The following is a 25,692-nucleotide window of genomic DNA, read 5'->3' as shown; positions in this document are numbered from 1 at the left end:
CGCGACAGACCGACTGAGAACCCGCGGGTGAGGGCTTCTCGACGTGGGCTATGTGCTTCGCACATACAGGCACGGCCTTCGGCCGCAAGGCATGGCCGTGGTCTGCGGGTCGCAGTGGTGGTCGGGTGGTTGGGTGGTCGGCTATGCGTCCGCTAGACCGGGAGCAGGCACACCGGGGTTGGGGAGGACGCCGGGTCTGTGATCGGGGTGAGGGCGCCTGTGGTGGAGACGGCGAAGGCCTGGATGGTGTCGCTGAGCTCGCCTGCGGCGTAGAGGACGTCTCCCTGCGGGGAGAGGGCTATGTGGCGGGGGCCGCGGACACCGGCCGGGAAGATGCCGACGGGTTCGAAGCCGGCGGCGGAGAACACCGCGATGCTGTCGTGGCCCCGGTTCGAGGCGAACACGAAGCGGCCGTCCGGGGAGACCACGACCTCCGCGGCCAGGCTCGTGCCCGCGAAGTCCGCCGGGAGCAGCGGGAGCGTCCGGCCCGGTCGCACCGTCCCGCCGTCGGGGTCGAACTCGAACTCGGTGATCGTCGAAGTCAGCTCCCCCACCAAGTAGCCGCGGTCGCCGTCCGGGTGGAACGCGAGGTGCCGGGGCCCGGTGCCCGCCTCCCACGCGACCTCGTGCTTGAGCACCATGTGCCCGGTGTCCGCGTCGAACGCGTACACGTACACCGCGTCCGTGCCCAGATCGGCGGCGAGCACGAAACGACCGTCCGGGGACGGCACGATCTGGTGCGCGTGCGGCCCCTCCTGGCGGTCCTTGTCCGGACCCTGCCCGCTGTGCTGCACCGCGTGGCACGCCTCCCGCAGCACCCCGCCCTCCCCGATCGGGTGCACCACGACGTTGCCCGACAGGTAGTTCGCGGTGAGCAGGAACCGGCCGGAGGGGTGCACGCTCAGGTGGCACGGCGCCGACCCGTGCGTGGGCTGCGAGTTGATCTCGGCGAGCGTGCCGTCCGGGCGCACGTCGAACGCCACCACCCGGCCGTGCGCGACCTCGTTCACCGCGAACAACGTCGCGCCGTCCGGCGCCAGCGCCAGGAACGACGGCTCGTAGGTGTCGGCGACCGTGTCGGTGCACCGCAACCGCCCCGCCGCATCGGCGAACGCGAGGCGGATCCCGTTCGCCGCCGACTCCGGACCGGTGTAAGCCCCCACGTACACCCGATACTGCGCGTCCTCCGGCATGAGCGACCTCCACCGATGTTCCGGGACCTTCTGCTGCGCGCACGCGAACCGCGTGCCAGCGCACCGGGACCGACCATCCCGGGAACGCGATCCGCACACGCTGAGTCATCGACAGTACACGCGTTGTTCATCGAACCGGGCCCGACAGTAGCGCGCGGCGCGGCGTCCCCGACAGCCCCGAACGGGGCGACCGCCGATCGCGAAATGTTTCGCGATCAGGCCGGATCACGCAACGATCCGCCGAAAGAAGCAACATCTCACGGCTGAAACGAAGGCCTGGGCCGGAATAGCCTGAACAGCATGACCTCCGCCTCGCCCGAGACCCTGCCCACCGCGGCCGGGACCTCCCGCACCTCCGAGTTCCTGCGCCTCGACGACGACTACAGCGCGCACAACTACCACCCGTTGCCGGTCGTGATCGCCGAAGCCGAGGGTGCGTGGATGACCGATGTGGACGGTCGCCGCTACCTGGACTTCCTGGCGGGGTACTCGGCGCTGAACTTCGGGCACCGCCACCCCGACCTCGTCGCCGCCGCCACCGAGCAGCTCGGGCGGGTCACGCTGACCAGCCGCGCGTTCCACCACGACCAGTTCGGCCCGTTCTGCCGCGAACTGGCCGAGCTCACCGGCACCGAGCAGGTGCTGCTGATGAACTCCGGCGCCGAAGCCGTCGAATCGGCCATCAAGATCGCCCGGAAGTGGGCGTACCAGGTCAAGGGCGTGCCCGCGGACCGAGCCGAGATCATCGTCGCCGGCTCCAACTTCCACGGCCGCACCACCACGATCGTGTCGTTCTCCACCGACTCCACGGCCCGCGCCGACTTCGGGCCGTTCACCCCCGGCTTCACCGTCACCGCCTACGGCGACGCCGCCGCCGTCGAGGACGCGATCACCGACCGCACCGCCGCCGTCCTCGTCGAACCGCTGCAGGGCGAAGCGGGCGTCGTGGTGCCGCCCGCCGGTTACCTGCGCAGGCTGCGCGAGCTCTGCGACGACCGCAACGTGCTGCTCATCGCCGACGAGATCCAATCCGGCCTGGCCCGCACCGGCGAACTGCTCGCCTGCGACCACGACGGCGTGCGCGCGGACCTCTACACCCTGGGCAAGGCCCTCGGCGGCGGCCTGCTGCCCGTCTCCGCCGTCGTCGGCAGCCGCGCCGTGCTCGGCGTGCTGCGCCCCGGCGAGCACGGCTCCACGTTCGGCGGGAACCCGCTGGCCTGCGCCGTCGGGCGGGCCGTGGTGCGGCTGCTGGCGACCGGCGAGCACCAGCGGCGCTCCCGCGAACTCGGCGCGCACCTGCACGCCCGGCTCGGCGAACTCGTCGGCCACGGCGTCGCCGAAGTGCGCGGGCGCGGGCTGTGGGCCGGTGTGGAGATCTCCCCCGGCGGGCCGAGCGGACGCCGGATCAGCGAACGGCTCGCCGAGAACGGCGTGCTGTGCAAGGAAACCCAGGACACCACCCTGCGCATCGCCCCGCCGCTGACGATCACCCGCGAGGAGCTCGACCAGGGCATCGACGCGATCACGACCGCCCTCCGCCGCTGACCCCCTCCAGCGACGAGGCCGCGCCGCGTCAACGGCGCGGCCCGGGCGGTCGCGACACCGGGAACGACCGACCTCGGGACCTCAGGACTTGACGGTGTCCCGGGACAGGGCGGTGAGGCGGCTGAGTGCGCGCAGGTACTTCTTGCGGTAGCCGCCGCGCAGCATCTCCTCGGTGAACAGCGCGGACAGCGGCTCGCCCGACACCCGCACCGGGACGGCCCGGTCGTAGAGGCGGTCGGCGAAGGCGACCAGGCGCAGGCCCACCGTCTGGTTCGGGGCCGCGTGCAGGCCGCGCAGGTGCACCGCCGCGACGTCGTCGACCAGGCGGCCGTACTTCGACGGGTGCACGCCGGCCAGGTGATCGCACAGCGCGTCGAAGTCGTCGAGCGTCGCGCCGGGCAGCGAGTCCGCCTCCGCCGCGAGCTCCGCGTCGTCCATCGGCTCCGGCGGGTCGGGCAGGCCGCGATGGCGGTAGTCCGGCCCGTCGACGCGCAGCACCTCGAACCGCTCGGACATCGCGTGGATCTCCCGCAGGAAGTCCACCGCCGCGAACCGGCCCTCGCCGAGCTTGCCGGGCAGCGTGTTGGAGGTGGCCGCGATGTGCACGCCCGCCTCGGTGAGCTTCGCGATCAGCTGCGTGACCAGCATCGTGTCGCCGGGATCGTCCAGTTCGAACTCGTCGATCGCCAGCAGCCGGTGCGCCGAGAGCCGGTTCACCGTCTCGGTGAACCCGAGCGCGCCGACGAGGTTGGTGACCTCGACGAACGTGCCGTAGGACTTCGGCCCGGGAACGGCGTGCCACAGCGAGGCCAGCAGGTGCGTCTTGCCGACGCCGAACCCGCCGTCCAAGTACAGGCCCTGCTTGCCCTCGGGAGCCCGGCCCCCGCCGAACAGCGAACGCCACCACCCGCCGTTGTTGCCGCGGGCGGCGCCGGAGCGGTCCGCGAACGCGCGGCACGACTCGACCGCGGCGGCCTGGCTCGGCTCCTCCGGGTTCGGGACGTAGGTCTCGAACCGCGCCTCGTCGAACCGCGGCGGCGGCGTCATCGCGTCGACCATGTCGGCCGGGCTCAGCTCGGGGCGGCGGTCGATGAGGCGTGCGGCGGTCATGCGCCGACCCTATAACCGCCGCCGCGGCCGAAACCGGTGGCAGTGGTCACCCCGAGCGCGGACGCGGACTTCACCCCAGGTCGCGGGGCGTCACCGGACCGGCGCCGTGAGCAGCCCCTCCCCATGCGCCCCGCGCGAGCCGTGTTGGGATGGACGGGTGGACAGGCTGTGGCCCCCTGGCGGCGAACCCCTCAGCACGACGACTCCGGCCGAAGTGACGCCCGAGGTCGAAGCGTTCTACGACTACCCCGCGAACCTCGCGCGGCCGTGGCTGCGCACGAACTTCGTGTCCAGCCTCGACGGCGCGGTCACCGTGCGCGGCAGCTCCCGCGGCCTGTCCTCGCCCGCCGACCGGGTCGCGATGGCGCTGATCCGGGACCTCTCCGACGTGGTCCTGGTCGGAGCGGGCACCGCGCTGACCGAGGGCTACCGCGGGGTCGAGCGCAGCGAGGTCGACGCGGAACGCCGGGCGCGGTTCGGGCTCGCCGAGGTACCCCCGATCGCGGTGGTGACGGGCCGCTGCTCGCTGGAACCGGACTCGCCGCTGCTGACCGACACCGTCGTCCCACCCATCGTGATCACCTGCGCCGACGCCCCCGAAGCACGCCGAGCCGTGCTGGCCGACGCGGGCGCCGACGTCGTGGTCGCCGGGACCGGCGGCGTGGACCTGACCGCGGCGCTGGCCGCGCTCGGCGAACGCGGGCTGCTGCGCGTCGGCTGCGAAGGCGGGCCGCGGCTGTTCGGCGACCTCGTCGCCGCGGACCTCGTCGACGAGCTGTGCCTCACCGTCTCGCCGCTGCTCGCCGGTGGCGGCGCCGGCCGCATCGCGCACGGCCCGGACCTGGCCGCACCGCACCCGATGCGGCTGCTGTCCGCGCTGCACGCGGAGGAATCGCTGCTGCTGCTGCGGTACGGGAGACTCCGGGCGTGACCGAGCGGGCCGACAGCGACGCGAACCTCATGGCCGCCGCCCAGCGCGGCGATGGGGTGGCCTTCGACGAACTGGTCCGCAGGCACACCCGCTCCATGTACCGGGTGGCCTACCGGATCCTCAACGACCAGGCCGAAGCCGAGGACGCGGTGCAGGACGCCTGGGTCTCCGCGTGGCGGTCGCTGTCCCGGTTCCGCGGTGATTCCGCGCCGACGACGTGGCTGTACCGGGTGGTCACCAACGCCGCGCTCGGCCAGGTCCGGCGGCGCAAGAACACGGTCGCGATGGACATCAGCGACGAATCGATGAGCCACCTCGTCTCCGACCACGACTCCGGCAACCCCGAAGGTCACGCGGTGCGCGCCGAGGAGGCCGACCTGGTGCACCGCGCCATCGCCACGCTGGAACCGTCCCAGCGGGTGCCGCTGGTGCTGCGCGAGTTCGAGGGCATGTCTTACGAACAGATCGCCGAGGTGCTAGAGGTGAACGTGACGGCGTTGCGATCGCGGCTGCACCGCGCTCGGCTCGCCCTGCTGTCCAGGTTGAAGGAGATGCACCATGGGTGAGCCTTCCTTCGACCCGGATCAAGTGCTGCCCTGCGGCCACACCGTCGGCGAACTCGTCGACCACCTCGCGGGCGACGCCCCCGACGACTTCGCGGCGCACGCGCGGACCTGCCCGCACTGCCGGGCGGAACTCGCCGAGCTGGCCCCCGGCGGCTGGGAACCCGTGCGGCGAGCCGCGGAACTCTCCGTCGAACCACCCGAAGGACTGATATCCCGCACGCTGCTCACGGTGCGCCGGGCGCGCGGCGGCGCCGCGGGTTCCCCGGCGGAAGTGGCCCAGGAACTCGGCATGCTGCGGGTGGCGCCGCAGGCGACGCTGGTGCTGGCGCGGCGGTTGAGCCTGGAACTGCTCGCCGACCGGCGCAGCACCCGGCTGCTGGCCTGCACCGGGGACGTGCAGGAGATCCGGGTGGACGTGGTGATCGACTACGGATTGCCTGCTCCTGCGCTGGCCGCGCAACTGCAGGATGATCTGGGCCGGGCGTTGCGGGAGCACCTCGGCGCGGCCGCACCGGCGGTGTGGGTGCGGATCGCCGATGTGACACCTCCGCAAAGCTCGTGATCAGCTCAAGAAAGTGACTTGCGTCATAGTTCCGCGATGTTCCGGGATCACGGGCATCTGATCTTCCGTCCCGGATTTCGCAGACCGACCCGGTCGCTGCGATGACGAACACGGCGACAACCAGGATCTTCGCAGGGGAAGGAGCCCTTTCATGGCCCAGACGAGCGGTACGTCCACGCCGAGCACCGAGGCCCAGAGCGGGACCACGCCGTCCGGCGGCGGCAAGGGCCTCGCCACCGGCGGCAGCGCCAGCGCCAGCACCCCCGCCCGGCTCGCCGACGACACCAACCAGGGCAAGACGACGATCGCCGCCTCCGTGGTGCAGAAGATCGCCGGAATCGCCGCGCGGGAGATCTCCGGCGTGCACGCCATGGGCGGTGGCGTCTCGCGCGCCTTCGGCGCCATCCGCGAGCGCATCCCCGGTGGCGGCGGGTCCAGCTCCAGCACGACCTCCGGCGTGCAGGTCGAGGTCGGCGAGAAGCAGGCCGCGATCGACCTGGACATCGTCGTCGAGTACGGCGCCTCCATCGTCGAGCTGGCCCGCGCGGTGCGCCGCAACGTCATCACCGGCGTCGAGCGGATGACCGGCCTCGAGGTCATCGAGGTCAACATCGCGGTCAACGACATCCACCTCCCGTCGGAGGACGACGAGGACAACGGCAACGGTGGCCAGAGCACCGGCTCCTCGTCCCGAGTGGAATGAGAACGCGCGTGGTCCCGGCTACCCCGACCGGGACCACGCGTTCCCCCGTCCCGGCCCGCTCTCGAAGGACACCGACATGACCGAATCCGCTCCCGGTGACCGCGGCCGGGTAACCCCCGAAGGCGACGACCGGCTCGCCGACCGGATCGCCGAAGCGGTCCACACCCATCCGGCGGTGGCACGGCTGGACGGCGGCGTGCACGGCACCATCGCCGCCTACCTGCCCGGCCGCCAGGTCACCGGGGTGCGCGCGAGCGGCGCCGGTGAACCCGTGGAGGTCGGCGTGGTGCTGCGCATGACCGATCCGCTGCCGGAGATCGTGGCCGCGCTGCGGCAGCGGGTGCTCGCCGTGACCGGCCCGGTCCCGGTCGACATCACCGTCGTCGACGTGATCACCTCGGACGACGCCGATGCCCCGAGCGGAAGCGAGGCGCGCGGCAGATGACGGGTACGCCGGACGACGACGCGCGGGCTCGTCTGCGCGCGTTCGTCCGCGCCCACCACCCCGATGTGGGCGGTGACCCCGAGACCTTCGCCGCGGGCCTCGCGGAACTGCGCTCCCGCCGCGACGAGGCCGTCCGAACCCCCGGTTCCCCGGCCCCGAACCGACCGCCGGACCGCTACGACGCCCCGGTGGTCATCGTGCCCGGTGAACGCGGTCTGCACGGCGCGCTGCGCCGGATCCGGATCTGGCGGCTGCGGAAACGCCGCACCCGCGTGCGGTGATCGCCCCACCCGCCGATGATGTGCCAGCCGACGAACGGCCCTCCCAGTCAGGAAGGTTTCTCCCACGATGAACGCAACGCAGTCCGGCCTGTTCGCCGGCCTCCTCCTCGGTGTGGCCGCCGCACTCGGGGGTTTCACCGGATTCCTCATCGCCCTGGTGCTCGGGGCGATCGGCTTGATCGTCGGCCGCGTCCTGGACGGCGAGCTGGAGATCGGCGACTTCCTCGGCCGGGGCAAGGACCGATGAGCGCCCCCGCCACCGAGCGGGCCAGGGCCGCCGAGCCCGCGACCGAGCAGGCCTCCGGAAACGATGGGGCCGCCGACCGCGGCGAGCTCACCATCGACCGGTCGGTGCTGCGCAAGATCGCCGAACACGCCGCGGACGGCGCCTCCGGGACCACCCGGGCGCCGCGGCGGATCGCCGGTGTCGGCGTCGGCACCCAGGGCTCCAGCGCCCGCCTGACCGGACCCGACCGGGAACTGCAGGTCCGGCTGGACCTGGCGGTGAGCTACCCCGCCCCGGTGCGCGAGACGGTGCGCGCGGTGCGCGAACGCGTCCGCGACGAGCTCGACCGGCTCGCCGGCTGCCGGGTGGCCTCGGTCGAGGTCGTCGTGTCCGCGCTGGTGTCCGCCCCGAAACGAGACCGAGTGGAGTGAGCCCGTGCGTGCCGTTGTCCGTTTGATCACCGCCGTGGCCGGGCTGATCGCCCTCGCCGTGGGTGTGCTGCTGATCGTGGAAGCCATTGGGGCGTGGGTCAGCCCCGGCTCCGGTGGAGTGCTGGTGCCCTGGTCGTCGGCCGGGTCCGCGCTGCGCGGGCTGAGCTGGCAGGACGTCGCGACGCGGGTGGCCGCCGCGGTGGCCGCGCTGCTCGGCCTGATCCTGCTGCTGGCGGCGGCCCGAGCCGGGCGCAGCGAAGTGCGGCTGATGGATCCGGCCCCCGAAGTCACCGTGACCACCGATCCGCGTTCGCTGGCGCGGCTGGTCGGCCACCGGGTGCGCGCGGAGGACGGGGTGTCCGGCGCCTCGGTCACCGCGGACCGCCGCCGGGTGAAGGTGAAGGCCCACAGCCGGTTCCGGACCCTCGGCGACCTCCGGGACCGCGTGTCGAAGACGGCCACGTCCGCCGTCGGCGACCTGCCGTTGCAGCGCCGGCCCCGAGTGTCGGTGTCGGTCTCCCCCGCGAAGGAGCGGTGATGTCCCGCGAAGCCACTGCCACCGCCGAGAAGCCCGCCGCGTCCTCGGCCCGGCCCAGCCGCACGGCGATCGGCCGATCGCTCGGATTCGAGCGGTCGCTGCTCACGGTGCTCGGGCTGGTGCTGCTGCTCGCCGGTCTGCTGGCGCTCGTCGTCGGCGCGGGCTGGCTCGGCCGGTTCCGCGCGCAACGCTCGGTGCTGGACCCGATGGTCACCCAGTGGATCACCGGCCACCGGCCGCTCACCTACGGGGTGGCGATCGTGGCGGGGATCGTGCTGGCACTGCTGGGGCTCTGGTGGCTGCTGCGGGCGCTGCGCCCCGAAGGACGTCCCGACCTGCAGCTGCACGGCGACTCCGAGGGGTCCGCGACGATCACCTCCAGCGCGCTGACCGAGGCCGTGCGCACCGACGCGGAGAACGTCACCGGCGTGACCCGCGCCAAGGTGCGGATGGCCGGCACCCCGCAGCGGCCGAACGTGCGGCTCACGCTCGCGCTGCAGGAAGGCACCAACGTGCGGCACGTGTGGGAGGAGCTGGACGACAAGGTCCTCTCCCGCGCCCGCCGCGCCCTCGACGTGGAAGCGATGCCGACCGCGGTCCGCCTGCAGCTGGACCGGGCGGCGCGCCAGCGCGTGCGCTGAGGCCTTCCGCCCCGTCCCGAGCAGCGACCACCAACGGCCTCCTCACCAGGACACCGATTTCACCGCTCGCCGGAAATCGGTTCCGGTGCGGAGGCCGTTGTGGTTCGCCACCCGCACCGCCGCGCAGGACCATGTCCAGGACGGGCTCCGGCGACCCCGACGCGCGGGTCGGGCCGAACTCGCGGACCGTACTGGGCATCGACCGCACCCTCCGGGAGGTTCTGGTGGCGTTGAACGTGCATCCGCCGGTGAAGCCGATGCTGGCCGGCCCGGTCGACGGCATTCCCGACCGGGCCGGGATGTGCTTCGAACCGAAGTGGGACGGGTTCCGCTGCCTGGTGTTCGCCGATCCCGGCGGAGCCGAACCCGTCGTGCTGCAGTCCCGGACCGGCAAGTCGCTCAACCGGTACTTCCCGGAGGTGCTGCGCGCCGTCGAGGAGCGGTTGCGGCGTCCGGTGGTGCTCGACGGCGAGCTGGTCGTGGTGCGCTCCGACGAGCACGGCGAGCGGCTCGACTGGGACGCGCTGGGCGAACGGATCCACCCCGCCGCCAGCCGGGTCCGAGCGCTCGCGGAGCGGACCCCGGCCCGGTTCATCGCCTTCGACCTGCTCGCCCTCGACGACGCGGACCTGCGCGAACAACCGTTCTCCGAGCGCAGGCAGCGCTTGGACGCGCTGCAACTGACCGGCCCGGAGCTGCTCACGACGCCCATGACCGCGGACCGCGCCACGGCGACCGAGTGGTTCCGGGTGTTCGAAGGCGCGGGGCTCGACGGCATCATCGGCAAGGACGCCGAAGCCCCCTACCTGCCCGGCAAGCGCACCATGCTCAAGATCAAGCACGCGCGCACCGCGGACTGCGTCGTCGCCGGCCTGCGCTGGCACACCGGCACCGAACCCGGCACCGCCGTCGGGTCGCTGCTGCTCGGGCTGCACGACGAGCACGGCGTGCTGCACCACGTGGGCGTGGTCGGCGCCTTCCCCGCCGCGCGGCGCCGCGAGCTCGCCGCCGAGCTGAGCCCGCTGCGCACCGACGGCGAGCACCCGTGGGTCGGCGAGCACGCCGCGGACGGGCGCAGACTGCCCGGTTCGATCAACCGCTGGCGCAGCTCCGAACAACCGTGGCAGCCGTTGCGCCCGGAACGGGTCGCCGAAGTCGCCTACGACCACACCGAGGGCGCGGTACCGTCCCGGTTCCGCCACACCACGCAGTTCGTGCGCTGGCGCCCCGACCGCGACCCGGCTTCGTGCCGCTACGACCAGCTCGACGAACCCGCCCGCTACGACCTGGACGCGGTGCTGCGCGGTGAGGCCGGTCGGAGCTGAGCCCGGTCCACCGGGACGCGGCTCGGGCCTCGGTCCCGCACCGGTACCGTCACGTTCCGTGCGAACCCAACGAATCGCCGTGATCGGGGGCGGCGCCGTCGGCGGCGCGCTGGCCGCCGCGGCGCAGGACACCGGTCACGAAGTCGTCCTCTGCGTGCGCACCCCGTTCGAGGTGCTGGTCCTCGACACCCCGGACGGTCGCCGGGAAGTACCGGTGCGGGTCATCACCGATCCCGCCCAGGCCGGTCCGGTCGACTGGGTGCTGGTGGCGACGAAGGTCCAGGACGTCGGCGGTGCCGGGGACTGGCTGAGCGCGTTCGACGCCGAGGGCACCCCGGTGGTGGCCGTGCAGAACGGCGTGGAGCACCACGACTCGCTCGCACCGCTGCTCGCGCGCTCACCCGTGCTGCCCGCGCTGCTCTACGGCGGCGCCGAACGCGTGCGGGCGGGCCACGTGCGCAGGCACTCCGCGAAGCTCCGTCTGGTGGTGCCCGCCGGGACGCTCGGTGAGCGGCTGAGGGCGGTGCTCTGCGACCCTGAGGTCACCCCCACCGACGACTTCCGCACCGAGACCTGGCGCAAGATGCTCACGAACCTGGCCGCCAACCCGATCTCGGCGCTGACCATGCGGCGGCTCGACGTGTTCGCCGACGGCGAGGTGATGGCGCTGGCGAAGGCCGTGGTGACCGAAGGCGTCGCCGTGGCCAGGGCCGAAGGAGCGGAGCTCGGGACCGCCGACGCCGACCGGGCCATCGAGGCGTTCGAAGTGCTCGCCCCCGGCACCGGGACCTCGATGCTCTACGACCGGGAAGCCGGGCTGCGCACCGAGCACGAGCACATCACGGGCGCGCTGGTGCGGGCCGCGCGGCGCCACGGCATCCCGGTGCCCCGCAACGAGACCCTGCTGACCTTGCTGCGCGCCCTGCCCGAGAACCGCTGACCGGCCGCTACTGAGCGCGAGTCGCGCCGATGGAGGCCAGCACCACGCAGCTGATGGCCAGCCATTGCACCACGCCGAGCGCCTCGTGCAGCACCAGCAGTCCGGCGAGCGCCGCGACCGCGGGTTCCAGGCTCATCAGCACCCCGAACACGCGCGGCGGCATCCGCCGCAGCGCCTCCAGCTCCAGCGAATACGGCACCACCGAGGACATCAGCGCCACCACCAGGCCCGCGGCGAGCACGGCCGGGGACAGCAGCTCCGCGCCACCGCCCGAGATGCCGAACGGCAGCGCGACCAGCGCGGCGAACGCCATGCCGAGCGCGAGGCCGTTGCCGCCGCTGGTGTGCTGCCCCAACTTCGCGCCCAGCAGGATGTAGGACGCCCACAGCACGGCGGCGGCCAGCGCGAACGCGACCCCCACCGGGTCCAGGCCGCCCTCCACTCGGGACAGCAGCAGCACGCCGAGCCCCGCGAGCACCGCCCACAGCAGGTCCAGCTTCCGCCGCGAGCCGAACACGGCCACGCTCAACGGCCCCAGGAACTCGATGGTCACCGCGACGCCCAGCGGGATGCGGTCGATCGACTGGTAGAGGCAGATGTTCATCGCGGCCAGCACCGCGCCGTACCCGGCGACGACGAGCAGCGTCCTGCGGTCCAACCGCAACGAGGGCCGCCAGATCACCAGCAGCACCAGCGCCGCGAACAGCAGCCGCAACGTGACCACGCCGGACGCGCCCGCCAGCGCGAACAGCTGCTTGGCGAACGCGGCGCCGACCTGCAGGCTGATCACGCCCAGCAGCACCAGCACCGGGGGCGGGACGGCGCCGAAACCGCGCGCCAGGACCGGCTGCACACCGCTCCACATCGGCCGTCCGCTCGACGACGCACCGTCCATGTTCACCGCGACCACGCCTGCTCCTCCTGTTCCCGGCCGGGCGCGCGCCCGGTCCGCCCACTCCCCCGCACCCGGCTCCACCGCCGTGCTCGCCGGTACGAGAACCCGGCGAACCGTAGCCGTCGGCTCCACCTCGCCCAACCGGATTGCGACGAGCCCCGCACCGCGCGCCGCCCCCTCACCTCGGACACACGCCGATCATGCGATGCTCAGCGCAGGATCCGCCCACGCCAGAGGAGCAGTCGTGCCGCGCACCAGCCATCGCATCGGTGCCCTGCTGCTGCTCGCCGTGGTCGCCGCCGGGTGCTCGGCGGGGCCGTCGCAGCGCCCCGCGGTCGCCTACAACGACGCCGAGCAGCCCGTCGCCCCCGCCCCGAAACCACCCGGTCCCGCTCCGCTACCGGCGCTCGGGCCGTCCGCGGGCAGCGCCCTGAACTGGGAGGACTGCACCGGCGAAACGCGGGAGGAGCTCTCGCTGCCCGCGCGGGGGCCGTCGTTCTCCTGCTCGCAGCTGCTGACCACGTTGGACTCCCCGGAGGCACCGGCGGAGGGCACCACCCGCGCCGCGCTGCTGAGCACCGGTACCGGCGGGATTCCGCTGGTGGTCCTGGGGGACGTCAACGGCGAGCCGGGCACCTCGGTGGCGGCCCGGATGGCGCTGACGATGCCGCCGGAGATGCTCAGCACGTTCCGGGTCATCGGCATGGATCGGCGCGGCACCGGCCAGTCCGACCCGGCGGACTGCATGCCGCCGCCGCTGCGCGAGTCCATCGTCGGCTTCGACCCGCGCGCGACGGACCGGGCGTCGCTGGACCGGTTGCTCACCTCGGTGCGGGTGTCGAGCCAGGAATGCCTGCTGGACCTGGACGACCGGTTGCAGGCCTACGACTCGTGGCGCACCGCCGCCGACCTGGAGGAGCTGCGGCTCGAACTGGACGTGCCGAAGCTGCACGCCATCGGCCGCGGCGAAGCGGCGCGGGTGCTCACCAGCTACGCGCAGCGCTACCCCGACTCGGTGGGCCGGATGGTGTTCGACGGCGGCCCGGACCCGCAGCTGGACGCGATGGGCGAGGCCGGCGCCCAGGCGCAGGGCGCGGAGCAGACGTTCGACGCGTTCGCCGCGGACTGCCGCGGCCGGGATTCCTGCCCGCTGGGGCCGGATCCGCGCCGCACGGTGGAAGAACTGGTGGAACGCACCCGGACGACGTCGCTGCCCACCGCCGACGGGCCGGTCAGCGGCGGCAAGATCGTGCGGGTGCTGCTCGCCGAACTGGGCGAGCCGAAGCGGTGGCCGCAGCTGAGCACGGCACTGGCCGCGGCGAACTCCGGTGACGGCGCCCCCATCAGCGCGCTCGCGGCACCGATGGTGCGGGAGACGGGATCCGATCCGGCGCAGCTCGACGGTGCGCTGATCACCAGTTGCAACGACACCCGGCTGCGACTGCCCTCGGAGCGGCTCGTGCACGTGGCGACCGAATGGGTCGGCACGCATCCCCTGTTCGGCGGGGTGTTCGCGCAACGCCTCGCGTGGTGCGCGCAGTGGCCCGAACCGCAGGAGGAACCACCGCCGCCGTCGGTGCCCGGACTGCCGCCGATCCCGGTGGTGACCACCGCGAACGACCCGCTGATCCCCGCGCTCAGCAGCAAGCACCTGGCCGAGCAGCTGCCGACCGGTGTCGCGGTGAACTGGCAGGGTTCCGGACACGGCGCGATCGGCCGCTCGGACTGCGTGACCGGCACCGTCAGCCGGTTCCTCGTGCAGGGCGCGATCCCCGCCGACGGCATGGCCTGCCCCGCCTGATCAGGACACCAGGCGCGTCCGCGGGTCCGGGAGGCGCGGCGACCGCGCTTCCCCGAACCCGCGGCGTCCGGTCAGCAACCCGAGCAACACCCGCAGGAGGGCCCGCTGCAGCTCGCGCAGCAGCTGCACCCGCCGGCCTGCGGAGTGGTCTCGTTCTCGGTGGGAACCATGGCTCTCTCCTCACGTCATGAGCACCAGCGGTAGCGATCGTGCGCGCCGGAGCACCACCGCTGACACCGCCGGGCGAGGGACCGGCCGTCCGCCAACCTGCTGAACAGGCAGCATGCACTCATTGCAATCCGTTACCGGAACGCTGAGCGGCCGATCCGGCGAGGCCGATCCTCCGTTCGTGCCACCGACCCGACGGAGCGGGCTCGACGGACGTGCGCACGTTCGGGATCGACACCCACCTCCCATCAATGGCTCGTCGTCACGTTCAACATGACCACGCCAACGGTGATCAGGCCCAACCCGAACAGCTTGACGGGCGCCGCCGACTCCCCCATGAACATGATCCCCACGAGGGCGATCGCGGCGGTGCCGACGCCCGACCAGATCGCGTACGCGATGCCCAGCTCCATCGTTTTCAACGCCTTGCCGAGCATCGTGAAAGCAGTGATGTAGCTGACCGCCACGATCACGCTCGGCAACAGCTTGGTCAGCCCCTCACTCGCTTTGAGGAACGAGGTGGCAACAACTTCAGCAGTGATAGCGCAGACCAGCATTACCCAAGCCATTGCCGGCATCCAATCCTTAGATCAAACAAATCGGCAGCCGGCCGCAACCATTGCGCCAGCGAACTCCTGGGAGGGCCCGCACAGCTCGCGGCGCGGACGATTCCTGTCGAATTCCGGGGAGGTCTCGACAAAGGGGTCGAAATCCGGCCCCCGCAAGCCCAGGAGTGAGGACACATCCGAATCACCCCTGGTCCCGCCCGGAAAACGCACAAAGCACGCCGCGAGGCGAACCGCCCGAATCGATACCGAAACCCCAAAACCGACATTCCAGCGTCAAGGCGGGCGCGAATCATCCTTTCCTGTGAATTGCCAGATTCTCCCCAGGGCACTTCCAGGGCCATCTACGACCACGCCTATTCGATCCCGATACGGAATTTGCCTGCACCACCAAGAGGGTGTGATCGACGACACATGCATGATCGGCGGAGTGGATGCTTGTGATTCTGCCGCCAACGTGGTGCTATCGCCGAGCCCCCGAGAATCGCGCGGAGCTCGCGGAATTCGACCAACCGCCGACAACGGAGATCCGCCGCGATAACGTGACGCTCCACAAAGAACCGAATCGGTCCACAAAGCACTAGCCGTGAGGAGCGGACCAAGATGACAGCGGACAACGTGGTCGCGAACGAACGGGGCCGCAAACCGCGCGATCCCGGCCGGAGGGGCCGGATCGTGCGCGCCGCCATCTCGGTGATCGCCGAGCACGGGGTGGAGGAACTGACCCATCGCAAGGTGGCCGAAGCCGCCGACGTGCCCCTGGGCTCCACCACCTACTACTTCACCGGCCTCGACCAGCTCGTCGAGGCGGCCATGGACGAGGTCTCACAGCACAGCGTGGCCCGGCTTCGGCGATGGGAGCAGCAACTTCCCGCGGACGCGGATCTGCCGACCGCCCTCGCGGACTTCGTCGTGACGTCGACGACCGAGCAACGCGAACGCACCATCGCTGAGCACAACCTCTACGCGGTCGCCTTGCACCGCCCCCACCTCCGCGTCATCGCGGCGGCGTGGGACGACGCGTTCTCCCAGCCGTTCATCGCGCGCACCGATCCCGCATGCTCGGCACCCTGACCTGCGGGCTTCAAATGCAAGTGGTCATCAAGGAGGCGAAACCCGACCACGACGAACTCCGAACGCTCATCCGCGGGACTCTCGCCCGGTAGGTCGGACGAGGCCCTCCGCTCGGTGCCCTGCTGCTGCTCGCCCTGATCATCACCGCGGTAGCGGTGATGATCAGGTGACCTCTCACCGGCCTGGCCGAGTCCGGGCCAAGCCGGTGGTGAAGCCGTCGACGACCTCGGCGGCGAACTCCACCGGATCAGGACCGCTTCCCCGCAGTGCCCGCACGCGTGTCAGCCGGGCGGCTCCGTGGCGCTCACGACCGCTATCCAGAGGTCGGCGCGACCTGCGGCGGTGTCGACGCCGCGGCCGGTGAGCCGCTCGATCGCGGCGATCCGCTTGCGCAGCGTGTTGCGGTGGATGCCCAGGTCGTCGGCCGTGGGCTGCCAGCGGCCGAGGTGCGTCAGGTAGCTGCGCAAGGTGCGGAGGAGCTCCGGCTCGTCCACCAGCTCACCGAGGATCGACGCGGCCAACGCCCGGGCGGCGTGGTCGGGAAGTGCGGCCCGCACCTCGCCGCGGAACCGCTCGTCCCAGCCGACGACCGGCGATCCGCCATCGGCGAGGGACAGCGCGGTGCCCGCCGCCGCGTCGCTGGTCCCCGCATCACGCGCGGGGACGGCCGGTCCGATCCCCACTCTGGCGCCGAGCGCCGCCAGCAGGTCCGCGAGTTCCCCGGCACCGACGGCGGCGTCCGCGTCGACCACCAGGGCGATGCCCGCGTCCGACGTCGCCGCCGTCAGGACCTCCGGGTGGTCCCGCGCCAACCGCGCACGCGCACCGTCCGGGATTCCCGTCGCGCGCAAGACCCGCAGGCTTCGTGGCACCACCGGCGCGCAGTTCAGCATGGCCGCGACGCTCGTGCCGGCGTCGACCGCGCCGTCCAGGACCAGGGTCGCGGCCCGGTCCCGCAACCGGAGCTCGGCGTCGGCGGCCGCGCGGGAACGCTCGGCGTCCAAGGTCAGCAACGCGACCGTGGACACCAGCACCGCCCGCAGCACCCCGTCCAGCGCCCCCGGGCTCACCAGCACCAGGAACGGGCCGTCGACCCCGCGACCGAGCGGTTGGACGACCGTGGTCCCCTCGGCCCCGCTCTCGGTGGCGGCGCTGCGCCCGGTCCCCGCGCGCAGCGTCGCCAGCGCGCGCAGGGCCGCGTCCGGAACCCGGAACCGGGCCGGTACCAGCGCTTTCCCATCAACGTCGACCAGCCCCGCGCTCCCCCGCGCGGCCCGGCCGAGCACGCCGAGAGCGCGAGCGGGCCCGTCCGCCCGGGAAATCACCCTGGTCAGCTCCTGCTGCACCGCGAGCGCCGTCTCGGTGGCGGTCCGCTCGCGCTCGGCGAGCAGCCCGGCCACCGCCTTGCCGATCGCGATGAACGGCGTCGACTCCGGCACCACGACCAGGCCGAGACCGGCGGCGCGGGCCGCCGCCACCAGGTCGGGCGGCACGTCCGCGTGCGAGAGCCCGGTCCCGAAGCCGAGCGCGGCGACACCCGCCCGATCGATCCGCTCCACGTAAGCCGCCCAGTCCTGCGCGGCCAATCCGGTGGTCAGCAGCAGCTCGCCGCCCTCCAGGTACTGCGCAGGGTCGGCGAGCTCGCTCGTCGTCACCCAGCCCAGCGCCCGGGGCGTCGCGGGCTCGACGACCGTGCGCAGGGCGAGCCCCGGGATGGCGACCACGTCGGCGAGCGTCAGCACCATGGCAGTTTTGCACACCGTCGATCGACCATCTGACCGGTTCGCACACTCGGCTTCGGGGTCGGCCGCTCCTAACGTCGATGTCGTTCCCGCACTTCGCCACCGGAAGGAGTTCGCTGATGAGCGTCCCCGCCCCGTCCCCAGAGCTGCTCGGCGGTCCCTGCCTGCCGCAGCGCCGCGAACTGCGGACCGCGGTGCCCGGCCCCCGCTCGCTCGCCTTGGCGCAGCGGCGTTCGGCCGTCGTCGCGGCGGGCCTCTCCTCCGCGCTGCCGGTCTACGCGGCCGCCGCCGGTGGCGGGGTCCTGGTCGACGTCGACGACAACTCGTTCGTCGACCTCGGGTCCGGCATCGCCGTGACGACCGTCGGCAACTCCGCGCCGAAGGTCGTCGCCGCCGCCACCGAAGCGCTGTCCCGGTTCACCCACACCTGCGCGATGATCACCCCCTACGAGGGCTACGTACGGCTGGCGGAGGAGTTGGCCGCGATCACGCCGGGCGACCACCACAAGCGCACCGCGCTGTTCAACACCGGGTCCGAAGCCGTGGAGAACGCCGTCAAGATCGCCCGGCACGCGACCGGCCGCTCCGGCGTCGCCGTCGTGGATCACGCCTACCACGGCCGCACGAACCTCACGCTGGCGATGACCGCGAAGAACATGCCGTACAAGGACGGCTTCGGCCCGTTCGCGTCCGACGTGTTCCGCGCGCCGACCTCCTACCCCTTCCGGGACGGCGCCGACCTCGACGGAAACCCGGTCGACGGACCCGCGGCCGCGCGACGCGCCATCGAGCACCTCGAACGCTCCGCCGGTGCCGAGCGGCTCGCCGCGCTGGTGATCGAGCCCGTCCAGGGCGAAGGCGGGTTCATCGTCCCGGCGCCCGGCTTCCTCGCCGAGATCGCGCGCTGGTGCGCCGACCACGGAATCGTGTTCGTCGCCGACGAGGTGCAGACCGGCGTCGCCCGCACCGGCGCCTGGTTCGCCAGCGAGCACGAGAACGTCGTCCCGGACCTGATCACCACGGCCAAGGGGCTCGGCGGCGGACTGCCGATCGCCGCCGTCACCGGACGCGCCGACCTCATGGACTCGGTGCATCCCGGTGGTCTCGGCGGCACTTACGGCGGCAACCCGGTGGCGTGCGCGGCCGCGCTGGCCGCGCTCGACACGATCCGGGAGGACTGTCTGATCGACCGGGCCCGCGCGATCGGCGACGCGGCGGGTGGGCGACTGCGCGCCCTCGCCGAGACCGACCCGCGGATCGGGGACGTCCGCGGCCGTGGCGCGATGCTCGGCGTCGAGTTCGTCCGCCCCGGCACCCACGAGCCGGACCCCGGCCTGGCAAAGGCCGTCGCCGGGTACGCGCACCGCGCCGGTGTGATCGTGCTGACCTGCGGGTCCTTCGGGAACGTGATCAGGCTGCTCCCGCCGCTGACCATCCCCGACGAGCTGCTGCACGACGGTCTCGACGTGCTGGCCGAGGCGCTGGAAGCCGCCCGCTGAACGCACCCGCCTTCGCCGCTCCGGCCGGCCGCCGGCCCTGATCCCCCGACTCATCGAAAGGACGGCCATGACCACCGTCGCTCCCAGCCCCCTGCTCATCGGGGGTTCGCCCACCTCCACCGGACACGAGCTCGTCGTGCACGACCCGGCGTCCGGTGTCGAGATCACCCGGATCGCGGCGGCCGACGAATCCCACGCCGCGCCCGCGGCCGACGCGGCGGCCGCCGCGCTGCCCGGCTGGGCCGCCACCCCGCCCCGCCGTCGCGCGGAGGTGCTGGCCGAAGCGCACCGGCTGATGATCTCGCGCACCGACGAGCTCGCCACCTTGATCAGCCGGGAATCCGGCAAGGCGGCCGCCGACGCCCGCGCCGAAGTCGGCTACGCCGCCGAGTTCTTCCGCTGGTTCGCCGAGGAGACCGTTCGCCCGGACGGCCACTTCGGACCGTCCCCCGACGGGAAGAGCACCACCGTCGTCACCGCGCAGCCTGTCGGGGTGGCGTTGCTGATCACCCCGTGGAACTTCCCGGCCGCGATGGTCACCCGCAAGGTCGCGCCCGCGCTCGCGGCGGGCTGCACCGCCGTGCTCAAGCCCGCCGCGGAGACGCCGCTGACGGCGTTGGCGATCCGGGACCTGCTCGTGGCGGCAGGTGCTCCCGCCGACGTCTTCACCGTGCTGCCGACCACCCGCGCGGACGCGGTCGCCCGCGCGCTGCTGAACCACGACGCCGTCCGCAAGCTGTCCTTCACCGGCTCCACCGGGGTCGGACGGCACCTCCTCGGCCTCGCGGCGGGCCGGGTCGTGAACTGCTCGATGGAACTGGGCGGCAACGCGCCGTTCGTCGTCTGCGCGGACGCCGACATCAACGCGGCCGTGCAGGGCGCGCTGATCGCGAAGCTGCGCAACGCGGGACAGGCCTGCACCGCCGCCAACAGGTTCCTGGTGCACGCCGACGCGGCGGACGCGTTCGCGGAGGCGTTCGCCGCAGCGGTCGCCGAGCTCCGCGTCGGACCGGGCACCGAACCCGGAACCGACATCGGCCCGCTGATCGACGACCGGGCCGTGCGCCGGGTGTCCGACCTGGTCACCGACGCGGTGGACCGCGGCGCGCGAATGGTGCGCGAGCCGGTCGCCGTGCCGGACTCCGGCAGCTACCTCGCCCCGGTCGTGCTGGCCGGGGTCCCCGCCGATGCCGCGGTGCTGCACGAGGAGATCTTCGGGCCGGTCGCGCCCATCCGGACGTGGACCGACACCGACGAGGTGGTCGCGGCGGCCAACGACACCGAATACGGGCTCGCCGCCTACGTCTACGCCGGTGACACCGGTCGTGCGCTGGAGATCGGGCGGCGGCTCCAGTACGGGATGGTCGGCGTCAACCGAGGCGTGGTGTCCGACCCGGCGGCCCCGTTCGGCGGGATGAAGCAGAGCGGCCTCGGCCGCGAAGGCGCCCGCGAGGGCATCCGGGCGTTCCAGGAGGCCCAGTTCCTCACCTACGCCTGATCCGGCGGACGCTGCGGCGCGTCCGGTCACCTGGGCCGCCAGGCGGCTGCCGGACGCGCGCGATGCGCCCGGCAGCCGCTCCCGGACGGCACCCAGGTGGTGCCACGCTCACCTCCGTCGCAGCAGCCGCTGCGGACGGACGATCATGTTGAGCAGCAATCGCCCGAACGGGCTCTGCACCGCATCGAGGCTCGGCATCACACCCAGCACCCGCATGGCCGACATGCTGTCGAAGTAGAAGTCGTCCCGGAGGAACTTCCCGTCCCGCATCACGATCGAGCTGATGCCCTGCAACCGCAGCCGCCGCCCCGTCGGCGGCACCCCGATGAAGCTCCCCAGGTGGGTGCCCTCGATCGACCACTGCTCGCTGACCTCGGCACCGCGCGCGAACCGGCTGTCCACGGTGAAGACCAGGTCGGGGAAGGCCGTGATCAAGGCGGAGAGGAAGGTCCGGACCTCCTCGTGGCCCCGGTAGGTCTGCTCCAGCGGAGCGTTGAACCACTGGATCTCCGGGTCGTAGAGAGTCAGCAGGGTGTCGAGGTCGTGGGCGTTCCAATAGGTGACCGCTTCGGCCACCACTTCCAGGTTGCGGGCCTCGGTAGCTGAATCCGCTCGCTCGGCGGCGTCGCCGGTCTCGGTCAAGGACCACACGTTCATGTTCAGTCGGTTTCCTTCGTCAAGAGTGAGGTGGGGCCGGACATCGCCGCGGGCCGGGGCGACGTCCGGACGCGCGAAGATGATCTTCGGGATGCTCTGCGAAGCCACGGCGCTGCTAGCCGACAGCGACGAGCCCGCGCAGGAAGCCGAGACCATCGTGCTGTACATGCTCAGCGGACTGCTGCTGCCCGCCGACCCGCCCGCCTGACCCGATCGCCTCCCACACGGAGGCTCGCGCGCCTGTCCCTGTTCGCGCGCGTGTCGCACGCGCCGGCGGACATCTTGGCAGTCAATACGAGTGCCGTGACCAAGTTGTCGGGCGAGCTCTCCGACCCTCCAAGACTCCGGCCTCGACTCACTCGATCAACGTTCGGAGCCGGAGAACCCACTGCCGAAAATCCCGATCAACTCTCGTTCTCCCTACTCATCCCTTCCAGCGACGCCTTGCGGGAGCGGGTGGGTTCGCCGGGCATCTTCGGGTAGTCCGGTGGGTACGGGAGGTCGCCGAGGTCCCGGTCGCGGCGGTCGCGTTCGAACCAGTCGAGGGCGATGTCGAGGTCGTGGGCGACCGCGTCCAGCTCCCGATGCGGATCGCCGTGTTCGGCCAGCAGCGCGGGGACCGTGGCGAGGTCGAAGTCGTCCGGAGGCACCTCCGGCAGCTGCTCCCAGGTCAACGGCATGGACACCGTCGCCGCCGGGGTGCCGCGGATGGACCACGCGGAGGCGACCGTGCGATCCCGCGCCGCCTGGTTGAAGTCCAGGAAGACCCGCTGCCCGCGGTCCTCCTTCCACCAGGCGACGGTGGCCTGCCGCGGAATCCGGCGCTGCACCTCCCGCGCCAGCGCGATCACCGCGCGGCGCACCTGGATGAAGTCCCATCGCGGCGCGATCCGCACCAGCACGTGCACGCCCCGGCCGCCGGAAGTCTTCGGGTAGCCCACCAGCCCGGCCTCCGCCAGCACCTCGCGCAGGACCGCGGCGACCTCGACCGCCTCCGCGTACCCGGTGCCGGGCTGCGGGTCCAGGTCGATGCGCAGCTCGTCGGGGTGTTCCACATCGGCCGAGCGCACCGGCCACGGGTGGAAGTCCAGCGTGCCCAGACCGGCCGCCCACGCCAGCACGGCGGGTTCGGTGGGGAGCACGCTGTCCGCGGTGCGGCCGGACGGGAAGGTCACCCGCACCGAGCGGACCCACTGCGGAGCGCCCTTCGGCACCCGCTTCGCGTAGAACGGGTCGCCGGTGACGCCACCGGGGAACCGCTTCAACGTCGTCGGCCGGTCGCCGATCGCCCGCAGCAGCGGCTCGGCGACCGCGAGGTAGTAGCGCACGACCTGGAGCTTGGTGAAGCCCCGCTCCGGGAAGTACACCTTGTCCGGGTGGGACAGGCGCACCGTCCTGCCCTCGACGTCGAGTTCCAGCGGCGAATCGGCCATCCGCGCAGCTTAGGAGCATCCGGCCCCCGTTCGCGCGCGACGCCCGACTCGCCCCTGCCTGCGCGCACCCCCTCGGCGCTACCGTGAAGCCATGGCGCCAGCAGGCCACCCCACCGGTGATGAGCCCGACGCCCCGCGGGACGCGCGGGGCCGCTTCGCCGACGACCTGATCGGCCTGGACCCGCACGATCCGGAGGTCCAGGCGTTCGCCGAACACCTGGACCGGATGGAACGCCCCAACTCGAAGGCCACCGTCGAAGGCATGCTCAGCGGCGTGGAGGACTTCGCCCGCTGCGCCAACCGCGCCCAGGGGCACCGGCGGGTGATGGTGGTGCTCGTGGTGGTGCTGATCCTGCTCGGCGTGCTGGTCACGGTGTGGAACGCGGTGGGCTTCATGCTCGGCACGTTCCTGGCGCTCGCCGGTTGAGCGGGAGCTCACGGGCACTCGATCACCGGGAAGGGTTAGCGTGGACGCATGGAACCGGTTGCGGGCGCCACCCCGAAGGTCGTGAAGTCCGAACAGGAGTGGCAGGAACAGCTCAACCCCTACGAGTACGCGGTGCTGCGCGAAGCGGCCACCGAACCGGCGTGGAGCGGCGAATACGTCGAGACCAAGACCGCGGGCATCTACGAATGCCGGGCGTGCGGGACGGAACTGTTCCGCAGCGAGACGAAGTTCGAATCGCACTGCGGCTGGCCGTCGTTCTACGACGCGCGCGACGCCGACTCGGTGATCCTGCGCGAGGACCGCTCGCACGGCATGGTCCGCGTCGAGGTGCTCTGCGCGAACTGCCAGAGCCACCTGGGCCACCTGTTCGAGGGCGAGGGCTACGCCACGCCCACCGACCAGCGCTACTGCATCAACTCCGTCGCCCTGCGCCACATCCCGGAGAGCTGACCCGCGGGGTCGGCTCTCGGTGACGGTCAGCGGAAGGCCGGCATCAGGTGCTCGGCGATCAGTTCGAGCTGGTCGGCGGCGCCGAGCACCCCGGGCAAGGTGAGCCCGGTGAACGCCCGCACCAGCGCGGTGTCGGTGACGGCCAGGATCAGGTGGTTCACGCCGGTGGGGGCGATGTCCCGCTCGATGCGCGCCGCGCACTCCTGCGGCGTGCCCGCGATGGACAGCTTCTCCGCGAGCTCCGGCGACGTGAGCTCGTAGGCCCGCGCGAGATCACCCGCGCCGACCGCGGCGACGATCTCGGTGAGCGACTCCGGTTCCACGCCGTTGCGGCGCAACTGCTCAGCGGGCATCGCCGACGCGTAGAGCCCGATCATGGCCCGCGCGGCCTGCTTCGCGGCCGCACCGTCCGGACCGGTCGCGAACACCACCCACGCCCCGATGTCGAGCTCCTGCCAATCCCGCCCGGCCCGTTCGGCACCGACGCGCACGTGCGCCACCAGGTAGTCGTAGGCCTCGCGGGTGCAGCTCAGCGCGTGGTGCACGCCGTCGGAGATCTCGCCCGCGGTCTGGAACGACTTCGGGCCGCGCATCGCGCCGAGCTTCACCGGCAGCCGCGGCTGCACCGGTTCCGCGAAGGTGAACAGCCCCTCGTAGCGGTAGAACTCGCCCGCGAAGGTGATCGACCGCTCGTCCAGGAACGTCCGGATCACGTGGTGCGCCTCGCGCACGCGCGACAGCGGGCGCGTCGTCGTCCAGTCGATCCCGTACTGCGCGAGCAGCCCGAAGTTTCCGCTGGAGATCACGACCTCGGCCCGGCCGCCGGTGAGCTCGTCGAGGGTCGCGGCGGCCTGCGCGATCAGCGTCGGTTCGCGCAGCGTCACCGGCGAGAGGTTCGGGCCGAACCGGATCCGCTCGGTGCGCTCGGCGGCGGCGGCGAACAGCAGCCACAGGTCCTTGTGCCAGGTCTCGTCGGCCGCGTAGGCGGCGTAGAAGCCCAGCTCATCGGCCCGCTCGATCGTCGCCAGGGACTCCTGGACCGGGTAGTCGGGCAGCATGACGTAGCTGAAGCGCATCGGGGCCCCTTCGACGCCGGCCAAGCCTCAGCACAGTGTCCGACCCGCGGCGGTGGACGCGAACCCGCCGGACGGGTAGATCCGTCTGCTACACAGAGTCCCTTCGTGGATCATGTGAAACGGTTCAGCGGAGCTCACATCGTGGAAGGAGGTGCCGTGCCCGTCGACGACACGCTGCGCTCGCTGCGGCACTGGCCCCGACTGCCCGCGCGGGCGGACGCGGCGACGGTGGCGGCCCGGCTCGCCGAAGCCATCGCGCTGGGCGTGCTGCCCGACGGCGAACCGCTCCCCCGCGGCGCGGACCTCGCGGCGCTGCTCGGATGCCCGGACGGGACGGCGCGCGGGGCGCTCGGCGAGCTCGCCCGCGACGGGCTCGTGATCGCCTCCGACGCCGGCCCGCTGACCTGCCGACCCGCTGACCCGCTGCTGGTGGCCGGAGTAGCCAGGCTGCGCGAACTCGGCACGCACGAACTGCGGGAGATCTCCGACCAGCACTCCGCGGTGGCCGGGGCCGCCGCGCTGCTCGCCGCGGAACGCGCCACCACCGACGAGATCGACGCGCTGCGAGGACTCGCCGCCGACTTCGCGGCGGCCACCACCACTGCCGCGCGGCGCAGGCTCGACGGCCGGTTGCACATCGAGATCGCCGCCGCCGCGCAATCGTCCCGGCTGACCCACCAGGAGATCACGCTGCAAGCGGAGACCGGCGCGCTGCGCTGGCTGCCGTGGGCCGAGGCGATCCCGCACTCCGGCGAAGCCGAACAGCACGCGTCGATCCTCAGCGCCATCGCCGCCGGCGACGGGTTCCGGGCCCGCGCGCTCGCCGAGGAGCACGTGCGGGCCGGCATCCGGCGGCTCGTCGAATTCCGGTTGTGGTCCGCGGCGCGGCGGTGCGCCCGATGAGCGCCGCCGAGGACGCGGCCGAGCACATCGGCTCGCTGCTCGACA

At 72.5% G+C, this 25,692-nt stretch carries 28 protein-coding genes; 20 read left to right on the top strand and 8 right to left on the bottom strand.

Annotated features, from left to right (window positions below):
- Window positions 1-152: 152 nt before the first annotated feature.
- Window positions 153-1,193: a lactonase family protein gene (locus BJ969_RS06975; protein WP_184478009.1), complete on the bottom strand. Its 1,041-nt coding sequence runs from the start codon at window positions 1,191-1,193 to the stop codon at window positions 153-155.
- A 300-nt stretch (window positions 1,194-1,493) separates the two neighbouring features.
- Between BJ969_RS06975 and rocD the strand changes: the two genes are divergently transcribed.
- Complete coding sequence (rocD, locus tag BJ969_RS06970) at window positions 1,494-2,738, top strand: ornithine--oxo-acid transaminase (RefSeq protein ID WP_184478008.1); 1,245 nt, start codon at window positions 1,494-1,496, stop codon at window positions 2,736-2,738.
- An 81-nt stretch (window positions 2,739-2,819) separates the two neighbouring features.
- Here rocD and zapE read toward each other — a convergent pair whose 3' ends face one another.
- Window positions 2,820-3,848 carry a cell division protein ZapE gene (gene zapE, locus BJ969_RS06965; protein WP_184478007.1) on the bottom strand — a complete coding sequence of 343 codons (1,029 nt, stop codon included), beginning with the start codon at window positions 3,846-3,848 and terminating at the stop codon, window positions 2,820-2,822.
- A gap of 157 nt (window positions 3,849-4,005) precedes the next feature.
- On the opposite strand from zapE, the gene BJ969_RS06960 reads away from it, so the two are divergent.
- The 12 genes from BJ969_RS06960 (at window position 4,006) to BJ969_RS06905 (ending at window position 11,437) form a co-directional block, all read left to right on the top strand.
- On the top strand, window positions 4,006-4,779 hold the full coding sequence (locus tag BJ969_RS06960; RefSeq protein WP_425503535.1) for a pyrimidine reductase family protein: 774 nt from the start codon (window positions 4,006-4,008) through the stop codon (window positions 4,777-4,779).
- Window positions 4,776-5,345 (top strand): RNA polymerase sigma factor, encoded by a 570-nt coding sequence (locus BJ969_RS06955; RefSeq protein WP_343071270.1) that lies wholly within the window; start codon window positions 4,776-4,778, stop codon window positions 5,343-5,345. Before BJ969_RS06960 ends, BJ969_RS06955 begins: the two co-directional genes overlap by 4 nt.
- Window positions 5,338-5,907, top strand: coding sequence for a hypothetical protein (locus tag BJ969_RS06950; RefSeq protein WP_184478005.1), 570 nt, complete (start codon window positions 5,338-5,340; stop codon window positions 5,905-5,907). Before BJ969_RS06955 ends, BJ969_RS06950 begins: the two co-directional genes overlap by 8 nt.
- Before the next feature lie 151 nt (window positions 5,908-6,058).
- Complete coding sequence (locus tag BJ969_RS06945; protein ID WP_184478004.1) at window positions 6,059-6,610, top strand: Asp23/Gls24 family envelope stress response protein; 552 nt, start codon at window positions 6,059-6,061, stop codon at window positions 6,608-6,610.
- 76 nt (window positions 6,611-6,686) lie between these two features.
- Window positions 6,687-7,055, top strand: a complete 369-nt coding sequence (locus BJ969_RS06940; RefSeq protein WP_184478003.1) for a hypothetical protein — start codon at window positions 6,687-6,689, stop codon at window positions 7,053-7,055.
- Window positions 7,052-7,336 carry a hypothetical protein gene (locus BJ969_RS06935; protein WP_184478002.1) on the top strand — a complete coding sequence of 95 codons (285 nt, stop codon included), beginning with the start codon at window positions 7,052-7,054 and terminating at the stop codon, window positions 7,334-7,336. Before BJ969_RS06940 ends, BJ969_RS06935 begins: the two co-directional genes overlap by 4 nt.
- 67 nt (window positions 7,337-7,403) lie before the next feature.
- Window positions 7,404-7,583, top strand: a complete 180-nt coding sequence (locus BJ969_RS06930; protein WP_184478001.1) for a hypothetical protein — start codon at window positions 7,404-7,406, stop codon at window positions 7,581-7,583.
- Entirely contained in the window at window positions 7,580-7,993 is a 414-nt protein-coding gene (locus tag BJ969_RS06925) for an Asp23/Gls24 family envelope stress response protein (RefSeq protein WP_184478000.1), read from the top strand. The genes BJ969_RS06930 and BJ969_RS06925 overlap by 4 nt, the downstream gene beginning before the upstream one ends.
- Before the next feature lie 4 nt (window positions 7,994-7,997).
- Window positions 7,998-8,531: a DUF6286 domain-containing protein gene (locus tag BJ969_RS06920; protein WP_184477999.1), complete on the top strand. Its 534-nt coding sequence runs from the start codon at window positions 7,998-8,000 to the stop codon at window positions 8,529-8,531.
- Window positions 8,531-9,172, top strand: coding sequence for an alkaline shock response membrane anchor protein AmaP (gene amaP / locus BJ969_RS06915; RefSeq protein WP_184477998.1), 642 nt, complete (start codon window positions 8,531-8,533; stop codon window positions 9,170-9,172). Before BJ969_RS06920 ends, amaP begins: the two co-directional genes overlap by 1 nt.
- Window positions 9,173-9,396: 224 nt before the next feature.
- Entirely contained in the window at window positions 9,397-10,497 is a 1,101-nt protein-coding gene (locus tag BJ969_RS06910) for an ATP-dependent DNA ligase (protein WP_184484945.1), read from the top strand.
- Between the two features lie 58 nt (window positions 10,498-10,555).
- On the top strand, window positions 10,556-11,437 hold the full coding sequence (locus BJ969_RS06905; protein WP_184477997.1) for a 2-dehydropantoate 2-reductase: 882 nt from the start codon (window positions 10,556-10,558) through the stop codon (window positions 11,435-11,437).
- A gap of 7 nt (window positions 11,438-11,444) precedes the next feature.
- Here BJ969_RS06905 and BJ969_RS06900 read toward each other — a convergent pair whose 3' ends face one another.
- Entirely contained in the window at window positions 11,445-12,347 is a 903-nt protein-coding gene (locus BJ969_RS06900; RefSeq protein WP_343071269.1) for an EamA family transporter, read from the bottom strand.
- A gap of 229 nt (window positions 12,348-12,576) precedes the next feature.
- On the opposite strand from BJ969_RS06900, the gene BJ969_RS06895 reads away from it, so the two are divergent.
- Window positions 12,577-14,133: an alpha/beta fold hydrolase gene (locus BJ969_RS06895; RefSeq protein WP_343071268.1), complete on the top strand. Its 1,557-nt coding sequence runs from the start codon at window positions 12,577-12,579 to the stop codon at window positions 14,131-14,133.
- A gap of 416 nt (window positions 14,134-14,549) precedes the next feature.
- On the opposite strand, the gene BJ969_RS06890 is transcribed toward BJ969_RS06895, so the two are convergent.
- Entirely contained in the window at window positions 14,550-14,879 is a 330-nt protein-coding gene (locus BJ969_RS06890) for a DMT family transporter (RefSeq protein ID WP_246456700.1), read from the bottom strand.
- 591 nt (window positions 14,880-15,470) lie between these two features.
- Here BJ969_RS06890 and BJ969_RS06885 point away from each other — a divergent pair.
- Entirely contained in the window at window positions 15,471-15,941 is a 471-nt protein-coding gene (locus BJ969_RS06885; RefSeq protein ID WP_246456699.1) for a TetR/AcrR family transcriptional regulator, read from the top strand.
- Between the two features lie 281 nt (window positions 15,942-16,222).
- Here the strand turns inward: BJ969_RS06885 and BJ969_RS06880 are convergent, their stop codons facing one another.
- On the bottom strand, window positions 16,223-17,686 hold the full coding sequence (locus tag BJ969_RS06880) for a PucR family transcriptional regulator (RefSeq protein WP_184477995.1): 1,464 nt from the start codon (window positions 17,684-17,686) through the stop codon (window positions 16,223-16,225).
- A gap of 116 nt (window positions 17,687-17,802) precedes the next feature.
- Here BJ969_RS06880 and gabT point away from each other — a divergent pair, with 116 nt between their 5' ends.
- Both gabT and BJ969_RS06870 read left to right on the top strand, forming a co-directional pair.
- The gene (gene gabT, locus BJ969_RS06875) at window positions 17,803-19,182 is read left to right on the top strand and encodes a 4-aminobutyrate--2-oxoglutarate transaminase (protein ID WP_184477994.1); all 1,380 of its coding nucleotides are present in this window, start codon (window positions 17,803-17,805) and stop codon (window positions 19,180-19,182) included.
- 67 nt (window positions 19,183-19,249) lie between these two features.
- Complete coding sequence (locus BJ969_RS06870; protein WP_184477993.1) at window positions 19,250-20,680, top strand: NAD-dependent succinate-semialdehyde dehydrogenase; 1,431 nt, start codon at window positions 19,250-19,252, stop codon at window positions 20,678-20,680.
- A gap of 108 nt (window positions 20,681-20,788) precedes the next feature.
- Here the strand turns inward: BJ969_RS06870 and BJ969_RS06865 are convergent, their stop codons facing one another.
- Window positions 20,789-21,337 (bottom strand): ester cyclase, encoded by a 549-nt coding sequence (locus BJ969_RS06865; RefSeq protein WP_184477992.1) that lies wholly within the window; start codon window positions 21,335-21,337, stop codon window positions 20,789-20,791.
- Window positions 21,338-21,741: 404 nt separating this feature from the next.
- A complete protein-coding gene (gene ligD / locus BJ969_RS06860) occupies window positions 21,742-22,770 on the bottom strand; it encodes a non-homologous end-joining DNA ligase (protein WP_184477991.1) in 1,029 nt (342 codons plus the stop codon).
- A gap of 91 nt (window positions 22,771-22,861) precedes the next feature.
- On the opposite strand from ligD, the gene BJ969_RS06855 reads away from it, so the two are divergent.
- Both BJ969_RS06855 and msrB read left to right on the top strand, forming a co-directional pair.
- A complete protein-coding gene (locus BJ969_RS06855; protein ID WP_184477990.1) occupies window positions 22,862-23,197 on the top strand; it encodes a hypothetical protein in 336 nt (111 codons plus the stop codon).
- Between the two features lie 48 nt (window positions 23,198-23,245).
- Window positions 23,246-23,668, top strand: coding sequence for a peptide-methionine (R)-S-oxide reductase MsrB (gene msrB / locus BJ969_RS06850; protein ID WP_184477989.1), 423 nt, complete (start codon window positions 23,246-23,248; stop codon window positions 23,666-23,668).
- A gap of 26 nt (window positions 23,669-23,694) precedes the next feature.
- Here the strand turns inward: msrB and BJ969_RS06845 are convergent, their stop codons facing one another.
- The gene (locus BJ969_RS06845) at window positions 23,695-24,744 is read right to left on the bottom strand and encodes an LLM class flavin-dependent oxidoreductase (RefSeq protein ID WP_184477988.1); all 1,050 of its coding nucleotides are present in this window, start codon (window positions 24,742-24,744) and stop codon (window positions 23,695-23,697) included.
- A 156-nt stretch (window positions 24,745-24,900) separates the two neighbouring features.
- Between BJ969_RS06845 and BJ969_RS06840 the strand changes: the two genes are divergently transcribed.
- Window positions 24,901-25,647: an FCD domain-containing protein gene (locus tag BJ969_RS06840; RefSeq protein WP_184477987.1), complete on the top strand. Its 747-nt coding sequence runs from the start codon at window positions 24,901-24,903 to the stop codon at window positions 25,645-25,647.
- The last annotated feature ends 45 nt before the right edge of the window (window positions 25,648-25,692 follow it).

This window comes from Saccharopolyspora gloriosae (genome assembly GCF_014203325.1).
Classification (GTDB): domain Bacteria; phylum Actinomycetota; class Actinomycetes; order Mycobacteriales; family Pseudonocardiaceae; genus Saccharopolyspora_C; species Saccharopolyspora_C gloriosae.
The sequence above is the reverse complement of the archived record's forward strand: the minus strand, read 5'-3'. Positions and strand labels throughout refer to the sequence as shown.